The sequence below is a fragment of the Streptomyces sp. NBC_01384 genome (assembly GCF_045040035.1).
Lineage (GTDB): Bacteria > Actinomycetota > Actinomycetes > Streptomycetales > Streptomycetaceae > Streptomyces.
This window is the reverse complement of sequence record NZ_CP109560.1, coordinates 1,120,478-1,138,069: the sequence shown is the minus strand read 5'-3', so window position 1 is coordinate 1,138,069 and position 17,592 is coordinate 1,120,478. Positions and strand designations below refer to the sequence as shown.

Annotated in this window: 13 protein-coding genes; 11 read left to right on the top strand and 2 right to left on the bottom strand. The window is 71.4% G+C overall.

Annotated features, from left to right (window positions below):
- Positions 1 to 189: 189 nt before the first annotated feature.
- Positions 190 to 339, top strand: a complete 150-nt coding sequence (locus tag OG747_RS52815; RefSeq protein ID WP_331765351.1) for a hypothetical protein — start codon at positions 190 to 192, stop codon at positions 337 to 339.
- A gap of 255 nt (positions 340 to 594) precedes the next feature.
- Here the strand turns inward: OG747_RS52815 and OG747_RS52810 are convergent, their stop codons facing one another.
- Together OG747_RS52810 and OG747_RS52805 are read right to left on the bottom strand one after the other, a co-directional pair.
- On the bottom strand, positions 595 to 2,052 hold the full coding sequence (locus tag OG747_RS52810; protein ID WP_331765350.1) for a hypothetical protein: 1,458 nt from the start codon (positions 2,050 to 2,052) through the stop codon (positions 595 to 597).
- A 29-nt stretch (positions 2,053 to 2,081) separates the two neighbouring features.
- Positions 2,082 to 3,503 (bottom strand): hypothetical protein, encoded by a 1,422-nt coding sequence (locus OG747_RS52805; RefSeq protein ID WP_331765349.1) that lies wholly within the window; start codon positions 3,501 to 3,503, stop codon positions 2,082 to 2,084.
- A 706-nt stretch (positions 3,504 to 4,209) separates the two neighbouring features.
- Here OG747_RS52805 and OG747_RS52800 point away from each other — a divergent pair.
- The 10 genes from OG747_RS52800 to OG747_RS52755 are packed head-to-tail and all read left to right on the top strand — an operon-like array spanning position 4,210 to position 17,108.
- The gene (locus OG747_RS52800; RefSeq protein WP_331765348.1) at positions 4,210 to 5,148 is read left to right on the top strand and encodes a conjugal transfer protein; all 939 of its coding nucleotides are present in this window, start codon (positions 4,210 to 4,212) and stop codon (positions 5,146 to 5,148) included.
- A complete protein-coding gene (locus tag OG747_RS52795; protein WP_331765347.1) occupies positions 5,145 to 5,486 on the top strand; it encodes a hypothetical protein in 342 nt (113 codons plus the stop codon). The genes OG747_RS52800 and OG747_RS52795 overlap by 4 nt, the downstream gene beginning before the upstream one ends.
- On the top strand, positions 5,483 to 6,046 hold the full coding sequence (locus tag OG747_RS52790; RefSeq protein ID WP_331765346.1) for a hypothetical protein: 564 nt from the start codon (positions 5,483 to 5,485) through the stop codon (positions 6,044 to 6,046). Before OG747_RS52795 ends, OG747_RS52790 begins: the two co-directional genes overlap by 4 nt.
- Positions 6,043 to 8,730, top strand: coding sequence for an ATP-binding protein (locus OG747_RS52785; protein WP_331765345.1), 2,688 nt, complete (start codon positions 6,043 to 6,045; stop codon positions 8,728 to 8,730). Before OG747_RS52790 ends, OG747_RS52785 begins: the two co-directional genes overlap by 4 nt.
- Positions 8,727 to 9,080, top strand: a complete 354-nt coding sequence (locus OG747_RS52780; protein WP_331765344.1) for a hypothetical protein — start codon at positions 8,727 to 8,729, stop codon at positions 9,078 to 9,080. The genes OG747_RS52785 and OG747_RS52780 overlap by 4 nt, the downstream gene beginning before the upstream one ends.
- A 1-nt stretch (position 9,081) precedes the next feature.
- Complete coding sequence (locus OG747_RS52775; protein ID WP_331765343.1) at positions 9,082 to 11,811, top strand: hypothetical protein; 2,730 nt, start codon at positions 9,082 to 9,084, stop codon at positions 11,809 to 11,811.
- A gap of 35 nt (positions 11,812 to 11,846) precedes the next feature.
- Positions 11,847 to 12,959, top strand: coding sequence for a bifunctional lytic transglycosylase/C40 family peptidase (locus OG747_RS52770; protein WP_331765342.1), 1,113 nt, complete (start codon positions 11,847 to 11,849; stop codon positions 12,957 to 12,959).
- The gene (locus OG747_RS52765) at positions 12,956 to 13,597 is read left to right on the top strand and encodes a hypothetical protein (protein ID WP_331765341.1); all 642 of its coding nucleotides are present in this window, start codon (positions 12,956 to 12,958) and stop codon (positions 13,595 to 13,597) included. Before OG747_RS52770 ends, OG747_RS52765 begins: the two co-directional genes overlap by 4 nt.
- Positions 13,573 to 16,203, top strand: a complete 2,631-nt coding sequence (locus tag OG747_RS52760) for an ATP/GTP-binding protein (protein WP_331765340.1) — start codon at positions 13,573 to 13,575, stop codon at positions 16,201 to 16,203. Before OG747_RS52765 ends, OG747_RS52760 begins: the two co-directional genes overlap by 25 nt.
- Positions 16,200 to 17,108, top strand: coding sequence for a replication-relaxation family protein (locus tag OG747_RS52755; protein WP_331765339.1), 909 nt, complete (start codon positions 16,200 to 16,202; stop codon positions 17,106 to 17,108). The genes OG747_RS52760 and OG747_RS52755 overlap by 4 nt, the downstream gene beginning before the upstream one ends.
- Positions 17,109 to 17,592: the final 484 nt, after the last annotated feature.

Below are 17,592 nucleotides of genomic sequence, written 5' to 3'. Positions count from 1 at the left end.
ACCGGTCCGATCCGGCGGAGGGCGTTTCCGTGCCCAGTCCTGTCAACCGGGGGTCGAGCCCGCCGAACTGGTGGAGGCGGATGCCGGCGAGTGGTGGGTCTGGAGGCAGTTGCCGGTCTAACCCCTCAGCCCTCCACCGTCGTACTCATCGCCGGGATGGCGGGACTTTTTCGAGATCTTGGAGGACCAGTGAACAACGACAAGCGCACCGAATTCGCGATGGTCGTGATCGCGGCGGTGGTTGTCGGAATGATCGCCGTGGCGCACCCCGCGTCGATCCCGGTCATCGGCGTCGTCGCAGCCGTCGTGGCCGTGCTGCTGGTCTGGCTGAAGCTCTGACGGCGGCCCGGCGTTGTGCCGGGGAACGGAGCGATGTCAGGCGCGGCTCGGCCCAGCGTCGGGCCGCTCCGTCGTTCGCGGGCGACCTTGGACCAGTAGAGAGCGATGTTCAGGCAGAGGGTGTTCTGCCCTTTGCCCGGTGTGTCAGCCGGTGAAGCAGTCACCGGAGGTCCGCCCACACCATCCGTGGTTCGTATTGCACCCCTCTTCTTTCGGGGCCGGTCGGGCCCGGTCTGCCTGCGGCTCATCGCGCTCTCACACGTGCCGGCAGAGCGGGGTCAGCAGGCCGTCGCCGGGCCAGAAGTCCTGCTCGGCCACCAGACAGGCGAGGAACGTGTCGACCTTGGCCAGGACGGCGGCACGCTCCGCCGGTCCGTGGGTGATGAACTCGTCAGCCGCGGCGTCGAAGGCGCGCACGTGGCTGTGCGGGCCGGTGCAGATGAGGGCACGTGCGATCTCGGGCAGGCCGAGGCTGAGTGCATCGCATTCCCCGTCGCGGACGAGCTGCAGCAGGTCGGTGGTGACGCTCTCCCAGTCGCCGACCGTCGGCCAGTCGGCGCCGCCACCCAGTTCGTGAGTGAGGGTGGCCAGCGGGACGATCTCTCCCGGATGGCGTCCTTGGGTGAGGCGGTCGTGGATCTGGGCCCCGTCGGGCTGCCGCACCCGCGGGTGGAGCAAAGAGGCAGCAGCCACCAGGGTGGTGTTGATCTCCTGGGCGCCAGGTCCGGGGTAGTAGGGCTCGTGCGCGAAGAGCAGGTAGACGTCCGCAGCGCGGACGGCTTGATCGGGCTGCGTCTGGGGCATGGGGTGGAATCCCTTCAGAGGTGACGTGCTGGGTGTGCGTCGAGATGCTGGCCGTGCCGTCTGCTCGAAGCCGGGCGGGTACGGGCCCAACGGCCGCTCGTGCCAGCCGGGCTGGTCCGCGTCGGCTGGCCTGTCTTCGGTGTGGGTGCGCTTCAGGCTCTGGGCGGCCTGGTGGGCTAGCTGGACCATCAGCCGTTCGCGGGCGATGAGGTCGGCCGAGGCCGAGCGGGTGTCCTGGGTCTGGAGCAGGCCGGCGGCGTCCCACAGCGTGTGCTGGCCGATCTCGGCCGAGCGGCGCAGCTCGTAGCGGTCGCTGCCGGCGGCGGCCTGGACGAGGGAGGTGTGCAGGGCGGCGAGGCGCTGCAGGTACCGGCAGGCGCCGTCGCCTTCGACGCTGCGGACGTGTTCGCGGGCCCGGGCGTCCAGCTGGCCCGGCAGGTACTCGGCGAGTACCGGAGCGAGCAGCATCGCCGGCAGCACGACGTCGACGGGAACGCCGTGGCCCATCGCGAACAGGCCTGCGAGCAGGCTGATGAGGGAAACGGCAGCGGCGGAGAGCCGCAGGGACCCGGGGATGGTGGGGGCCAGGGCGAGGCGCTGGGCGGGGTGCCTGGTCAGCCAGCGCAGGGCCAGGCGTTGCATACGGCTCGCGGTGGGGGTGAGAACCCCGATCTGATGGGGTTGCTCGGGCGGGGTGCCGTCACCGGGAACGGTCCAGGCGAGCCAGCCCCACCGGGTGCGTTCGTACACGAGCACGGGTTCGCACTCGGCCGTGCACGTGTGGTCACGGACGTGGCCGGTCCGCAGGGCGCGTGAGCGTTCCGCCTCCCAGCGGCCCGGGTCGAGGGTGAAGGGGCGCCGGTGCTGTGCGGTCGCAGTCGGCGGTGGTGTGCGGAGCGTGTCCGTCACGGGCTTCTTCCTTTCTTCCAGTGGGGCGGTCAGGCGGAGGCGCACGTCATGCAGCGTCCGTCGCCGGCGGGGTGGGCGCGCCGGGGTGTCGGGCCCGGGCAGGTGCGGCACAGCGGCCAGCCGAGGCAGGTCGGGCAGAGGTCCTCACCGGGGGCGGTTGCGGGCACGCCGCAGCCGGCGCATTCGACAAGAGCCCGGTAGGTCAGGGCCTCGGTCACGGTGCGGGCGGCGGCCCCAGTCGATGACCGCTCGGTTGTCGCCGCCGCGTACGGCTCGTCCCAAGGGGGCGCATCGTGGTGGTCCGCTGCGGTGGCGGGCGGCGGGTAGGCATGGGCGGCGCGGAGCCGGGCGGCGATGATCGCGCCGACCGAGGTGCGCACCGGGTTCGGCAGGGGCCGGTCGGTGATGACGTGGCGCAGCTGCTCAGCACTCCAGCCGGCGTCCATCATCACGGTCGCCACTCGCCCCTGATCGGTCAGCGGCTTCCCGGTCAGCAGGAGTTCAGGACGGCTCGCCCCGATCTCGAGCAGCAGCCGGATCCCCGGATGCATCTCGTCTGCAGGGGGCGGCGCCGGGGACGCTGTCGCGTCCGGGGGGTCCGTCCTTCCGTTCGTTCGGGCGGCATCGCCCGGGTCGCACGGACGGAGGGATCTGGTGTGCTGCTTGTTGGTCTTCTTACTGATGGTGTTCTTAGTGGACCGATCAGCCAACGTAGGGTTATCCACTGGTGGAAAACCCGACTCTGGTTGTGACCTGCGACTTTGCAGGCTGGGCAGGTCGGTGATGAAGTACGCAGCCCCGCCGAGCGTTCCGTCGGGATCACGCTGGCGCTCCCGGACCAGGAAGCCGTGCTTCTCCAGCTCCTTCAGCCCGCTCTTCACCGCTGCCTCGCCGTCGCGGCCGCGGCGGGCGATGTCAGCGACGGTCATCCGCCAGCCGTCCCGGTGCGTGCTGAGCAAGCCGAACAGCCCCTTGGCCTTGAAGGACAACCGGCTGTCCCGGAACAGGCCGTTGGCAATCTGCGTGAACTGATCGGCCGCCATCACCCCACGCCGGATGCCCGCCCCGAAGCCGGCATCGTGTTCGTCTTCGATCGCGAGGATGGAGGTCGCTTCCAGCAGCAGGGCAACGTCGAGGGCGGCGGGGCGGTCCGTGATCGAGTAGACGACCTCGCCGAGCGTTCCGTTCGGGCGACGCAGTCGTTCGCGGATGAGGTAGCCGTAGCGTTCCAGTTCCTTCAGGCCGGCGCGGACCGCCTCCCGCCCGTCAGGACCCACGGAGACCAGGTGGGCGACGGTGGCCTGCCAGCCGTCCCGGTGCGTACTGACGTACCCGAAGATCCCCTTCGCCTTGTAGGACAACCGGCTGTCCCGGAACAGGCCGTTGGCGACCTGGGTGAACTGATCGGCCGCCATCACGCCCCGGCGGACCCCTGTCCCGAAGCGGCTCACCGCCGTGCCCCCGATGCGGGCCGCGCGCGGTGGCCAGGGCAGCGCACCGGGCCCGCCGAAGTGGGGCGGTCATCGGTCCTGGGTGCGCGGGGGTGCGTGTGGTCCATGCCGGCAGCTCATCCGTCGACCCCGACCAGGCTGACGGCCACGAGCCCCGACCACCGGTCACGATCCGGCAACGTAGCCGTCTAGCTGCCGTGGTCGGGCTCATGGTCGGGCCGACCACGCCACCTTCACCCCCGGTGCGCAGCGGTTGCGCAACCGACTGCGCAGCCTGGGAGGGGCGGTGTGCAATCGGGCTGCGCAACCGGCCGTGGATCCTGCGCAGTCGGGTTGCGCGGTGCGGCTGCGCAGTCGGCCCGAGGATTCCTGGTCCTCTGGTGCGCAGGTCCGGGTGGAGCACTGCGCAGGCGCCTTGCCGGGGCCGGGCGGGTTGCGTCTGCGCATCGGTGTGCGGGTCCGTTGGCCGGGCGTCACGTGGTCGCCCAGCGGTCGCCGGCCCGGGGACCGCGGGCTGGACGCGATGTCCTGTCCTCGGCTCTCGGCCAGCCCGTGGTCGGGCCTGTGGTCGGGCCGACCATGACCCCGACCACGGGCTTCGTGTCCCCATCGTGACCGTGGTCGGGGGTTCGTGGTCGGTGGTCGGGTCGGGGTCGGCGGGTTTTCTCGAGGTCAGCAACATCCGTTCTGACCTGGGAGTTTGACCATGTCCCCTGGCAAGCAGGCCTCGGAGAGCGAGGCTGCTGCTCCGATGGCGGCTGGCGCCCGGCTGGAGTCGATGCGGCGCCGCGTCCGCCTTTCACGCCTGGCGGTTCTGACCGCTATCGCGGCCGGCCCCGTCGCCCTGTGCGTCGCCGTCGCCTCCACCCCGACCACGGTCCAAGCGGCTACCCCGTCCAAGCCCGCCGCCGTGCGCACCGCGGCGGTCGCCGCCGACCCGGGCGGTTATGCGCAGCTGTTCGTCAGCATCTGGCTGCGCAGCAGCGCGGACGATGCGACGAGTGCGCAGGCGCGGCTTGCGCAGTCGATGGCGCCGGACGTCGAGCTGCCCGCCCCCGCCCCGGCTGCGGGTGCGCAGTCGAAGCCGGAGTCCGTGACGGCGGTGCGCAGTGCGCAGCGCGAGGGCGGCGCGTGGTCGGTGACGGTGGCTGCGCAGTACGCCGACGGATCGGTGCGCTACTACGCCGTGCCGGTGACCGTCAGCGGCACGGGCGGCCCGTTCACGGTGACCGGTGCGCCCGGCGTGGTGGCCGGCCCGGTCCGGGCCGAGGTGCCGAAGTCGTCGTACGGCGTGACGGTCCCGGAGGGTGATCTGTCCTCCGCCGTCGGGGAGTTCCTCGCCGCCTACCTGACCGGTGCCGGCGAGGTTGACCGCTACCTCGCGCCGGGGGTGAAGCTCACCGCCGTCTCCCCCGCCCCGTACGTGGCGGTCTCTGCCGAGCAGGTGTCCGCCGTCGAGGAGGCCGCGGCCGCCGAGAAGGTGCCGGCCGACGGCACTGCGGTGCGTGTCCTCGTCCAGGTGGAAGCCCGGGACTCCGGCGGTCGCTGGCCGCTGGGGTACGAGCTCACGCTCAAGGCCCGCTCGGGCCGGTGGGAAGTCGCGGCGCTGGAATCCGGGAGCGCCCAGGACGGGGGTGCCCGGTGAACACGGTGCACAGCCTGATGCTCGCTGGACAGCTCAACGACCTCGGCAACTCGTGGATCACGATGTTCAAGGAGTGGGCGACCAAGGGCCTGCAGGCCGGTCTGGTCTGCCTCGTGGTCGTCATCATGATCCAGAAGTTCAGCCTCAAGGCCGGGATCGGCGCCCTGCTTCTGATGGTGATCGCGCTGGGTCTGTACAACTCGCGCAACGACCTGGCGAACATGTTCACCGACGAGGTGAAGAACCCGGCCAAGAGCGCACCCACCATCCCCGGCACGGTCCGCAGCACGGATCCCCTCGCGCATGACCACTCCGCCGACGCGGGAGGCTGGCTGTGAGCGCGGCAGCAGCGGCGCGGGTGGGCCGCTTCTACACCACCGCCCGCCGCCACCCCTGGGTACTGGGCAAGGTCGCCGACTGGAAGATTCCCCTCGGCCCCTACACCCCCGCGCAGATCGCGGTCGCTGTCGGCGGCGGCTTCCTTCTGGTGAAGACCATCAGCTGGTGGTCGTGGATGGGGCCGGTCCCCATCGTCGCGTGGGTGTTGGCCATCTGGGCGGTGCGCCGGCCGAAGATCCGGGGCCGTGCGCCGATGCAGGCCGCGCTGGGCTGGGTGCTGCTCGGCTGGCAGCCGAGGGGAGGGCGGATCGGTGGGCGGGCCGCCCGCGACCGTGCGCCCCGACTGCTGCTGGGCGGCTTCACCATCGAGGGCGCGCCCGCGCCCGGCCCCGCCGTGTCGGTCGCACCCTCCCGTCCGGCCCGGGGGCCGCATCCGAGCCCGGCCGCTCGCTCGTCCGCGCGCCGCCGCACAAAACCGGCTGCTCCCGCGGATCCGGTGGGGCCGGTGTCGGGTGTGCAGCAGTTGCTCGCGCTTGCCCAGCAGGGGGGTGCGCGGTGAGGGTTCCGATCCGTCACATCGCCGGGCACCTGGTGTGGTCGACACAGGGCAGCGTGTGGGCCGTCTATCGCCTTCACCCCGGCCCGGACGCGCGAGGGCAGCGCGAGGAGACCGTCCAGGGCACGTACGTGCCCGCCGCGGTCCGCGACGAACAGCTCGCCAGGATCACGCATTTGGTGCGGTCGTTGTCCGGGGCGCCGCGGCTGTTCGGTCTGTGCGCACAGGTCGACCCGGGTGAGATCGCCCTGCGCATGATCGAGGGCATCGAGCCGGCCGAGCAGGCACCCGGTGCGGGCCGGCACCCGTGGGTGGAGAACGTCGAGGCCACCCTGGGTCTGCTGGACGACCAGGAGATGCACCGCCGCACCCTGTGGCTGGCCGTGCCGCTGCGGACCGAGACAGGCGGCCTGCAGGTGTCGGCGTCCCTCGGCGCAGCCTGGGCCGAGATCGCGCCGATGCTGGGCATGCGGCCGGTGCCCGTGGCGCGGCGCGAGGTGACTGCCTACCGCGAGCAGGCCTCTCGGGTGGAGGCCGCGCTCGCCGGCGGCATCGCCTTCCGTCCTGCACGCCCGGCGGAGATCGTGTGGATGATCCAGCACGCCCTCCACCGCGGTCTCGCGGAGCCCCTGCTGGCCGAGGCCGAGACCAGCGAGCTGTACGGCGGGCAGATCCGTGACGGCGTGCTGCGCTCCCCCAGCTACGCCGACCTCGGCCAGGTCCGCCTGCAGGAAGGCGGCATCGACCCCGACCTCGACGACGTCGACGAGCTCAAGAGCGCGGGCCGGATCACGCGGTCGGGTCGCAAGGCCTGGTGGCGGCTGAACACCGGCTCGCCGCTGGGGCGGCGCTGGCTGCAGGTCGAAACGGACGCAGGAGTCGGCTACCAGGCGCAGTTGGCGCTGGCCGAGTGCCCGCCCTCGGTCAGCCAGGATGCCGCGGATCTGTTCGCCCAGTTGGAGATGCTCGACTTTCCCGTCGACTACACCGTCGACCTCGCCTTGGTGCCGGCGGAGAAGGCCCGCGACCAGGTGCGGCGCAAGAAGAACGAGCTGATCGACCAGGCCGACCAGTACGACGCCCGCCCCACCGGCATGCCCGCCTCCTTGACCGAGGCCGCCCGCGACCTGGGCGAGCTGGACGCCCGTCTCTCCCGCACGTCCGTCGAGGTCGAGGTGCAGTCGGTCACCGTGCTGACGGTGTGGGGGCCGACCGCGGCCGTCTGCGACGCCCGGGCCCGCGCCCTGGCCGCGCTGCTCGGCGGCGCCGACTACCGCGCGGTGCGGCCGGCCGGCCTGCAGGATGCGCTGTTCACCCTGGGCCTGCCCAGCACGGTACGGCCTGGCGTGGTGCGGGAGTTCACCCAGCACCAGATCAGCGAGGACTGGGCGCTTTCCGGGGCCTTCACCACCGCGGAGGTCGGCGACCCGAACGGGATGTTCCTCGGCATCGACCTGGACAGCGGCACGACCCGCCCCGTGATGATCAACGTGGCGGACGCGCCCAAGGTGGACGCGTCGGCCTCGATGGGGATCGTCGGGGATCTCGGTGCGGGCAAGAGCGTGATGCAGAAGCTGATCGCGGAGGCTGTGTGGGCGCGCGGCGGCTGCGCGATCTGCATCGACCGCACCCCGGTCCGCGAGTGGGCCACCTTCGCCCGCACCGCGGCCAAGGGCCGCGTCCAGATCATCGACGCCGCCCAGGCCGAGGTGTCCATCGACCCGCTGCGCATGTTCGACGGCCCCGAGGGCCGCCATTACGCCCTGTCCTACCTCACGCTGCAGCTCGGCATCGGTCCGATGAGCACCAGCGGCGAGGTCCTCCACCATGCCGTCGAGCAGGCCGCCGCCGGCCCCGAGCCGTCCATGCACCGCGTCCTTGAGGTCCTCGAGGAGATGGCCACGAGCGAGGCGGGCAAGCGGCAGGACGCGGCAGCCACCCTCGCCGGCCTCATACGCGTCGTCGCCACCAACTCCTTGGCCCGGATGGTCTTCGACCCGACGCTGCCGCCGGTACGGCTGGACGCCTCCAGCAGCACCGACATGATCGTGATCACCACGACCGGTCTGAAGCTGCCCCCGAAGGCCGCGTTCGACAAGCCGGAGGTCCTGCGCCAGCAGCCGCTGGAGGCGCTCATCGGACGCGCGGTGCTCTATCTGATCGCCGCGATCGCCCGGCAGACCGCGTTCGAGGACCCCGAGCGGTTCACCCAGGTAGTCCTGGACGAGCTGTACTGGCTGACCTCGTCCGCCGAGGGCACCGCCCTGGTCCACGAGATCCTCCACGACGGGCGCAAGCACGGTGCCGGGCTCCTGGCGGGCTCGCACGACGCCGAGGAACTCGGCCCCGATCGCGGCCTGATGGCCTACCGGGTGCTCGCCCGCACCGCCGACCGCGAACGCGCCCGCCGGGGCCTGGAGTTCGTCGGGCTCGACCCGAACGACCCAGAGCTGCTGCGGCTGGTGACCACCGGCCTGTCCCCCGTCGGCCAGAAGGGCCGGGAGGGCGAGTTCCTGCTGACCTGCCCGCGGCAGAACACCGGCCGCATCAAGGTCTCCATCCCCCGTATCCCGCGCATCACCACCTCCATCACCACCACGCCAGGACGCCGCACGAGCGCTGCCCCGCCCTCCGTACCTGTTGCCGGTGAGGCCGTGGATGCGCGTCCGAAGGAGCACGTCTCATGACCACTTCTTCCTGGGACCGCTCCCGGCGCATCGCCGCGGCCGCGAGCGTCCTCACCGTGATCGCCGTCGTCGCCGCCACGGTCATCCTCGCCCTCGGGGTGGGCGTGCCGGACGCGTGGTGGCCGCACACCGGACAGGCCTTCGCCGCCGACACCCGCACCACGCACCACGATCCCTGCACCTATATCGTCGGCCCGGCCAAGGCGTACTGCGAGCGCGGCGCCAAGACCACCCCTGCCGGCCAGCAGGACGTGGCCGGTGCAGCGTGGAGGCTGGTGCCCGCCGGTGCGGGTGTGGCTGCCCTGGTGGTGTGGCGGCTGCGGTACGCCGCCGGGCGAAGGCGGCACTGAAGTGTTCCGTCCAGACCGCGCGACCCTGCGTTCGGCCGGCTTCGTCGTGCTGCTCACCGGCGTGTTCCTCCTGGTGAACAGCCAGGTTGTGTACGCGGCCAGCAGCAACAGCGAGACCGGAGACCTGCTCGCCCCGCTGAACATCTACTCGTCCGAGGGTGTGCCGATCGACGGGTACGACCTGAACTCCGACGGCGGCTCCATCGTCGCCTTCAAGACGCAGGCCCTGGCCTTCGCCCTGTCCGGACTGTTCACCCTGATCCGGCTGCTGGTCGGGCTGGCGGGGTGGGCGATCGAGGTGGCCTTCCGGTTCCCGCTGCTGAAGATCCTCGCCCACCCGGCACAGAAGGTCGCCGACACCTACGACAACGTGGTGGTCGACACCCTCGGGCTGAAGGGGCTGCTGCTGGCCTGGGCGTTCGTCTTCGCCGGATTCATGATCGTGCGCGGCCGCGTCGGCCGCGGCCTGGGCGAAATCTTCCTCACCCTGCTCATCGGGGCGATCGCCGCCTCGGCCCTCATCCGCCCCGACACCCTGCTCGGCCCGGACGGCCCTTTGGGCCAGTCCCAGCAGGTGGCCGCCGACGTCGCCCAGCAGAGCGTCAACTCCTACGACTGGGGCGGCAAGCTCGCCAGCACAGACCCGTGCGCCGGCATGGCCGGCCACGAAGAGATCAAGTGCCTTCAGCGCGAAGGTGAAGGGCCCGTCTCCGCGGCGGAGGTGGCCCGCCCCATCCAGGACTCGATCACCAACGCCCTGATCGTGAAGCCGTACATGCTGCTGGAGTACGGACGCATCCTCGACCCGGCCAAGACTGCCGACCGCACGGCGTATGCGGTCCATCTGAAGTGGGTCACCGGCGGGTACATGCCCAGCTCGACGCCCTCGGACAAGGCGAAGGACGCCTGTAGCAAGATCCACGGTCCGGGCAAGAAGTACTGCGAGCGCGGCGTCGACGGCACGCCGAGCAGCAGCGATGCTCTCCCGGAGTTCACGCCCGGAGGCGAACTCCTCAACGCCTCCAACGCGATCGTCACCGACGAGGACCAGGCGTTCGCCGCGTTCCTGGCCGACATGAAGAAGGCCGGCCCGGTCGGCAAGACGTGCGCCGCCTACGCCGAGAAGCCCACCTGGTGGCGGGTCGGCGGAGCCTTCCTGCTGCTGATCGCCGCACTGTTCATCTGCGGCATGCTGCTGTCCAGCGCGATCGTCCTGCTCGGCACCCAGGGCATCTGCGCCGCCGCAGCCGCCGCCGGCGGGGTCACCTTCATCGCCGGCATGCTGCCCGGCCCTGCCCGCCAGTCGGTGTGGAAGTGGCTGTCCCTGTGGGGCATCGCGGTCCTCGCCGTGGTCGGCATCTGCGCGTTCGTGCCGTTCTTCGGCATCGCCGTCGACGCCACCATCACCCACGGCCCCGATTTGATGGTGGAACGGATCCTGCTGATCGACGTGCTGGCCATCGCCGGTGCGGCCGGGCACCGCAGGCTGCTGACCGGCATCACGTCCTTCGGCCGGCGCATGGCCATGCGGATGCGCTACGCCAAAATCGGCGGCACCCACATGCCCGGCGACACCTCCGAGCTCGGCGCCGCCCTCGCCATGAACTCCCCCGCCGCCCTGGGCGGCTACGGCGGCGGGCTGCGCGCCTTCACCGGCGGCGGTGGCCGGTTCGGAATGCTCGGCACCCGCCAGCGCCTGATGGGCGCCCTCACCTCCCTGCTCGACGGCGCGGGCATGCCCGTCGACACCGGCGGGATACTCGCCGACGCCACCGCCGAAGCCGGGCGCGGTCTTGCACCCCTCACCGCGGCGGCGGCCGTGGGCGGGCTGGGAGCGCGGCTCGGCGCCAAGGGTGCCCACTGGCTGCTGATCGGCCGACGTCTGGACAAAGAACAGTTGGCCAAGTGGCGCAAGCCCACCGGCGTCGACGGCGAAGGCGACACACACCCCGGCGGCGGGAACCAAGGGCAGGGCGGCAGCCTCCGGCGGGGCGGTCCGCCGGACCGCTACCGCAACGACCAGGGCAAGATCATCGACCCGGACTCCGGCGAAATCCTGCACGACCAGAACTCCGACCGCACCCTGCTGTCCACCCGCGCCCACAACCGGCTCGTCCGGCTGCGCGGCTACCGCATCCTCCACCGGGGAGGCCGCATCGTCTACGGCTCCACCGTCGGGCTGCCGGCGAACGCGCGGCGCGCCCAGTCGGGCGGTTCGCGCTACGCCCAGGATGCCGGTCAGCAGCGGCGAGTGTGGCGCAACACGGTCCGCCAGGACGTCCGGGCCTGGGCACGCCGACCGCAGCCCGCCCCCACGCCTGTGCCCGCACCCCCGGCCAGCCCGTCCAGCAGCCGACGCCTGCCACCACCCCCACGCAACAACCCGCCCGGCCCCTCCCCCACACCACCGCCTCCCGCTCCACGCCCCTCGCCCACGCCGCCCCCTGCCCCGGCGGTCCCGCCGAGGCCGCTCGCGCCACCCCGGCCTGCCTCACCTCCCAGCCCCAGCGCTCCGCCCCGACCTGCCTCACCTCCCAGCCCCAGCGCTCCGCCACCGCCGGCCAGAAGGCCAGGCCGGCCCAATCCGGTTGTGCCGGGGAACACCAGCGACAGCACGCGCCGCCAGGCACAAGCCCGGTTCCAGGAGCTGATGCGGCGGACCGCAGCCGACGCCGAGCGGCTGCGCCAGCAGCGGGCCCGGCGGCAAAACAAGGACGGTGAGGACGGGTGAGGCCGGCCCGGCGCCGCGTGGGGCGGTGGGGCTGTGTGGTGGTGCTGTTGCTGTTCGCCGCCGTATGCTGCGCCGCTCCCGTATCGAGCGCGATCGGCGCCGTCATCGCGCTGCAGACGGGTGCACAGGACGACGGCGGAATCGCCGACGGCGGCACGGCCGCGGACATTCCGCCACGCATGCTCACCGCCTACAAAAAGGCCGTCCAACTGGTGAGCCGGTATGTGCCGAAGTGCCGGGGGATGCGCTGGCCGATCCTCGCCGGGATCGCCAAGGTCGAGTCCAACCACGCCAGCGGCCGCAACATCGCCGACAATGGCGACATCCGCCCCCGCATCTACGGCGTGCTCCTCAACGGCTCCGGCACGGGCGGCAACACCACCGTCTTCCCGGACACCGACAACGGCCGCTGGGACGGCACCGCGAACGGCGAGCGAGCCGTCGGCCCGTTCCAGTTCCTGCCCTCCACCTGGGCGTCGATTGGCGAGGACGCGAACGGCGACAAGACCGCCGACCCGCACAACGCCGACGACGCCGCACTCGGTGCCGCCATCTACCTGTGCGGCAACGGGCGCAACCTGGCAAAGCGGTCCCAACTCGAGGCGGCGATCCTCCAGTACAACCACTCCAACGAGTACCTGTCCAACGTGCAGGGTTGGATCGACCAGTACACGGCGGCCGCCGAAGACCCGGACCTGAAGAACGTGTCCGGGAAGGTCCGCACCGTGATCAAGGCGGCGCTCTCCCAGCGAGGCGTGCCCTACTCCTGGGGCGGCGGCAACAAGAACGGTCCACGCACGGGAACCTGCTGCTCTCCGAGCGGAAAGAGCGGCGCTTCCATCACCGGCTACGACTGCTCCGGGCTGACCCAGTACGCGTACGCGCAGGCCGGCATCACCCTGCCACACGCCGCGGCCGCCCAGGCCAGCTACGGCCAGCGGATTCCCGCCAGCCTCGGCAAGAACGCACTCAAACCCGGTGACTTGGTCTTCTACGCCTACGCCCCGGGCTTCGACTCCACGATCTACCACGTCGGCATCTACGTCGGCAGCGGCCAGATGGTCAACGCCGCCCGCCCCGGCACCGTCGTCCGTCTGGACGCAGTCGATGCGATGCCGGGCTACGCGGGAGGAGCTCGTCTTCTATGACCACTTCATTCGCGCCGGGCTCACCGCGCCTGCTGCTGATCGCCACCATGGTCCTGGCCATGGCGGGGATGGTCCTGCTGGCCCTGCCACGCGAACCGAGCGCTCCCCTTTCCTCGGCAACACCGCCTGCGGCCGCCGCGGCATCCCCAACCTCAGCAATCTCCCCCAGCAAAGGCCCTGCGGAGACCGGCGGCCTCACGGCCGCCACGCCGACGGAGCCACCCAGCGCGCCGGCGCTGCCTCCGCATGGGGAGGGCGTTTCCGGTGACCGCGCCATCCAAAGGGCACTGGAGGCCGCATGGGCCGCCGACCTTGCTGCCGGGGATGAGCGGCAACTGCTCACGGCCGGCCGTGACCTGCTGCGGGCGGACGCCACCGGGATCGGCCGCGCCACATGGCCGACGGTCTTCGGCGACCCGGACCAGGCGGTCGCACCGGCGTTCGCGTCATCCCGCTTCCGCATCCAGGCCGCCATCGCCCGCCGCGACGGCCGGGATGACCGGGCGGTGGTGCACCTGGTGTGGGCGGGCGCCGACCGCGGCGGCACCTATACCGACGGCCGCATCACCGACCTCCACTTCACCCGTACGACCTCGAAGAAGGGAGCCTCCACGTGGACTCCGCAGCCCCGTACCTGACCCACCGGGCCGATGAGACGGCGGCCAGTCAGGTACTCGGCCTGATCACCTCGCTCGTCAACGCCGCCGACTGGCTGTACGACCACTGGTATCTGCTCGCCCTGGCCGTCGCTGTGCCCTGGGGCGTGGGCGAAACCGTCGTGCGCCGGCTCGCGGCGCGTGCCTCGGCCGAGCGGATGGCCCTGGAGCTTGTACCCAACCGGCACTTCGCTCCGAACCTAGAGGAGATCTTCCGGCGCGGCGTCCAGCTCGCACGCGCCTCCACGGCCATGCCCTGGTGGGCGCCCCGTCGGGCGAAGGCCGTGCAGATCCGGCTGCGCGCGGACGGCAGTGCGCCGCTGCGCTACCGCATCGAGGGCCCGGCGGGCGGTGAACGGCTGCTGTCCATAACGCCGTTCGGGCCGGATGTCACCGTCAACCGGGCGAGGCCGATCGTCGACGAGTCGCGGACGCACACCGTGCGAGCCGAATTCATCCTGCGCGGCAAGCTCACCTCTCCGCTGCGCGAGGTGCCGCTCAGCCCCGATCCGCTCCAGCCGCTCGTCGACGCCGTGGCCGACCTGCGCGCCGAGCTCGGCGACCTCGCCGAGATCAGGCTCGACATCCAGCGCGCCCCGAAGTGGGCCCTGCGGGCGCGCCGCCTGCAGCTCATGGGCGCCGCGCGCCGGTCCGAACGCCGGGAGGCTCAGCGGGCCGCGCGCTGGCTGCGGCAGGACGCCAGCGGCATCGAGGACTCCCTGGGCTGGCAGCTGCAGCAGTTGCTCACGGACAAGCCCGGCTCGGGCTCCGGGCGGCGGCTGGTGATGCCGCCGGTGCCTCGTCGGGTCGAGCCGGCCGAGGCGCTGGGCAAGCTCGCCGAGGACGACCACCTGGTCCGCGTCCAGTTGCTGGTGATGTGCGCCTCGAACACCGAGGGACGGGCCCAGGCCCGGCTCGCCCAACTCCAGGCAGCCTTCGATGTTTTCGGCGGGCGCTCCAGGTGGGCCATGCGTGGCTGGCAGCTGGGACCGTGGCGGATCGGCGCCGACCACTGGCCCACTAAGCGTGGTTTCGAGCGCCGCTGGAATCTGGGGCACTGCCAGCCGCCCCGCGCGAACTGGGTGAGGCTGGAGGAGCTGACGGGCCTGCTCAAGCCCCCGACCGTGAACTGCCGTCTGCCGGTGCTCGCCGGGGACCTGCCGACCTTCGCCTTCGGCGAGCCCCAGTTGCTGCTGCAGGGCATCTACCGGGGTCCGGACGGCAGGGAGCGGCTGGTCGCCACCTACGCCGAGGAGACCCTGTTCGAGGTCGGGGTCGGCAAGGCGGGCGGCGGCAAGACGGAGCGCGCCCTGGCGCAGGCGATCGGCTGGGGGCACGCGGGCGGCGGGCTGATCTTCGTCGACCCGCACCGCGACTCGTGGCCGCGGGCCATCCCGTTCCTGGCACACGACCATCTGATGCCGCGGATCGCCCTGGTCGACCTCAACGGTCTCGGTCCCAACCCGCGGGTGAGTTCGTGGAATCCGCTCGGCATGCACCACGGGCAGGCGGCGCACGAGGTCGTCGAGGCGATCACCGACGCCTACGCCTCCGCACTGGCCTGGGACGACGCGACCGCCCCCCGTGCGCTCACCATCCTGACCGCCGCGCTCACCGTCCTGGTCGCGATCAACGAGGCGGCCTGCCAGGCCGGTCGCCCCGAGGACCAGGCCACGATCTTCCACGTACGGGCCCTGATCACCGACGCCGCGTTCCGCAAGGCAGCGCTGGCCGCAGTGGCGGGCCGGCTGGATGAGGAGACCCGCGCGTGGTGGCAGTCGGTGTTCCCGACCCTGCCGCCCGACGCATTCGCCGTCGTCCTCAACCCGATCGCCCGGCTGGCCGCCAACCCAATCACCCGCGCCTTCCTCGGCCAGCCGGTCGGCGTCTACAACATCCGGGCGGCGATGGACTCCAAGATGATCGTGTGGGTGTGCCCGGGCGGCAACGGGCCCACCGACCGACTCTTGACCGCGCTGCTCGCCCGGGATCTGCTGCGGGCCGCGCGCTCGCGACGCGACACCCCCGAGGAGAAGCGGGTTCCGTTCCGCCCGTACTTCGACGAGCTGATCACCTTGACCGGTGCGGCCCCGGAGACCATCGCGTCGATGTTCGAGGATCTCCGCAAGTACCGGTGCCACATCCACGGCATGACTCAGCTACTGTCCCGGCTGCCCACGCCGGTGCGGCTGTCCTTGGTACAGAACGCGTCCACGCTGGCTACCACCGCCGGGTCGAAGTCCGCGATCGCACCGATCACCGCCGAGTGGGGCGACAACCCCAGCCCCGACCGGGTCGCCACCATGGAGCGGTTCGAGCACTACGTCTCCATGAACGTGCGCGGGCGCCGTGTCGGGCCCGTCCAACTGCGCGGGCCCCATCTCGACGACATCTTCGCCGCCCAGGCGCGCCCACAGCAGGTCCCCGCGCTGGAGCGGGCCGCGCTGGCGAACGCCCAGGCGCTCCCCTTGGACCAGCTCACCGACCAGGCCGCCAAGCAGCTCGGCCGGGTCGCCGCCTTCCTCCGCGCGCGCTCCCCTGCCGGCGCCGCCACTGTCCACCTGTCAAAGGAGAAGGAGTTCGGATGACCACCGCCCAGCCAAAGGACCGTACGACGGCGGGCTTCACGCCCAGCCCCACCGAGCCCCTCAAGCATCAGCTCCTGGCCACGCTCGCCCAGCACCGCATGGCCTCCACCAACCAGCTGCATGTCCTGCTGCGGCCCGACCGCTCCCGCCAGTCGGTCTCGGAACGGCTGAACGATCTGCTCGGCGAGCACCTGGTCGACTTCGTCGTGCTGCCGCAGTCCAATCGCACCCGGGTCTGGTACCTCACCCCGAAGGGCGCCCGCCTGACCCGGGACTGGCCCGCGCTGCGGGGCCGTCCGCCGTATCCGATCACCTCGGCGACGGCCGCTTCACTGAAGACCCCGCACACCCTCACCGTCCTGCGTACGCACCTGGCCTTCGTCGCGGATGCCCGCCGCCGTGGCGACGAGCACGGGCACCTGGACTGGACTCCCGAGGTGTTCCACGCAATCGGCGACGGAGAGAGGGTCGTGGCCGACGCGGTCATGCACTACACCCTCATCGATGGCCAACAGCGGCGCAAACTGCGGGCGTTCGTCGAGGTCGACCGCGCCACCATGAGCAGCGAGCGCCTGGCGGCGAAGCTGATCGAGTACGCAAGGTTGTGGGCGTACGAGCCGCAGCCCGTTGGCCGACGCCGGCAGACGGGCGGTCACGGCTGGCTGCGCTGGTATCCGGTGTTTCCCCGGGTCCTTTTCGTGCTGACCGGCGCTGGGCGCCAGGCGATGGACAACCGGATCAGCGACCTCAAGGCCATGGTCGCCCATCATCCGCTCGTAGCCGATCTGGCCCGTGAGGTGCCGCTGGGGGCGGTTGTCCTGGAGGACCTGGACGAGTGCGGTCCCACCTCAGACGTGTGGGTTCCGCTGGCCGGCGACAAGCCCCGTCCGTGGACCGAGCTGTGACACCGCAACAGGCTCCACGGCCGAATGTCGCAGCCCTGCAACTCCTCCCCAAACCACTTGCGGTTTGCTTACGCGAACCAATAGTTTACTGCTGCACAGTAGAGTCTGAGATCGATATCACCTTGTGCGCACTGAACTTAGGGGATGCCAGATGACACGAGCGACTGGCGTGATTCGCAACAACGAAGAGTGCACGGAGGGCCTGTGGCCCGTCCGGACGCGGGTCGTCACGCACGTCGGGAGCGCCTGCGTGATTGAGGGGACCGGCGACTTCGACCTGGACGACCCGAAGCTGGCACGCCGCCAATTCCCGGACCGGCGCGTCACCCTCGACGGTGACGTGATCACCGTATGGCCGACTCCCCCGCGTCGCGAGCGAGGAGAGCAGCATGCAGTCGGCCCAACGCCACCTGGGCCGGCCCCAGAAGAACCGACGGGGCGAGGTCTCGTTCTTACGAACAGGGGTGAACCGGTCCGCACGAAG

Excerpts from the sequence above, each read along its gene's own strand:
- OG747_RS52800 (WP_331765348.1), top strand. The coding sequence starts at position 4,210 with ATGTCCCCTGGCAAGCAGGCCTCGGAGAGCGAGGCTGCTGCTCCGATG.
- OG747_RS52755 (WP_331765339.1), top strand. The coding sequence starts at position 16,200 with ATGACCACCGCCCAGCCAAAGGACCGTACGACGGCGGGCTTCACGCCC.
- OG747_RS52780 (WP_331765344.1), top strand. The coding sequence starts at position 8,727 with ATGACCACTTCTTCCTGGGACCGCTCCCGGCGCATCGCCGCGGCCGCG.
- OG747_RS52765 (WP_331765341.1), top strand. The coding sequence starts at position 12,956 with ATGACCACTTCATTCGCGCCGGGCTCACCGCGCCTGCTGCTGATCGCC.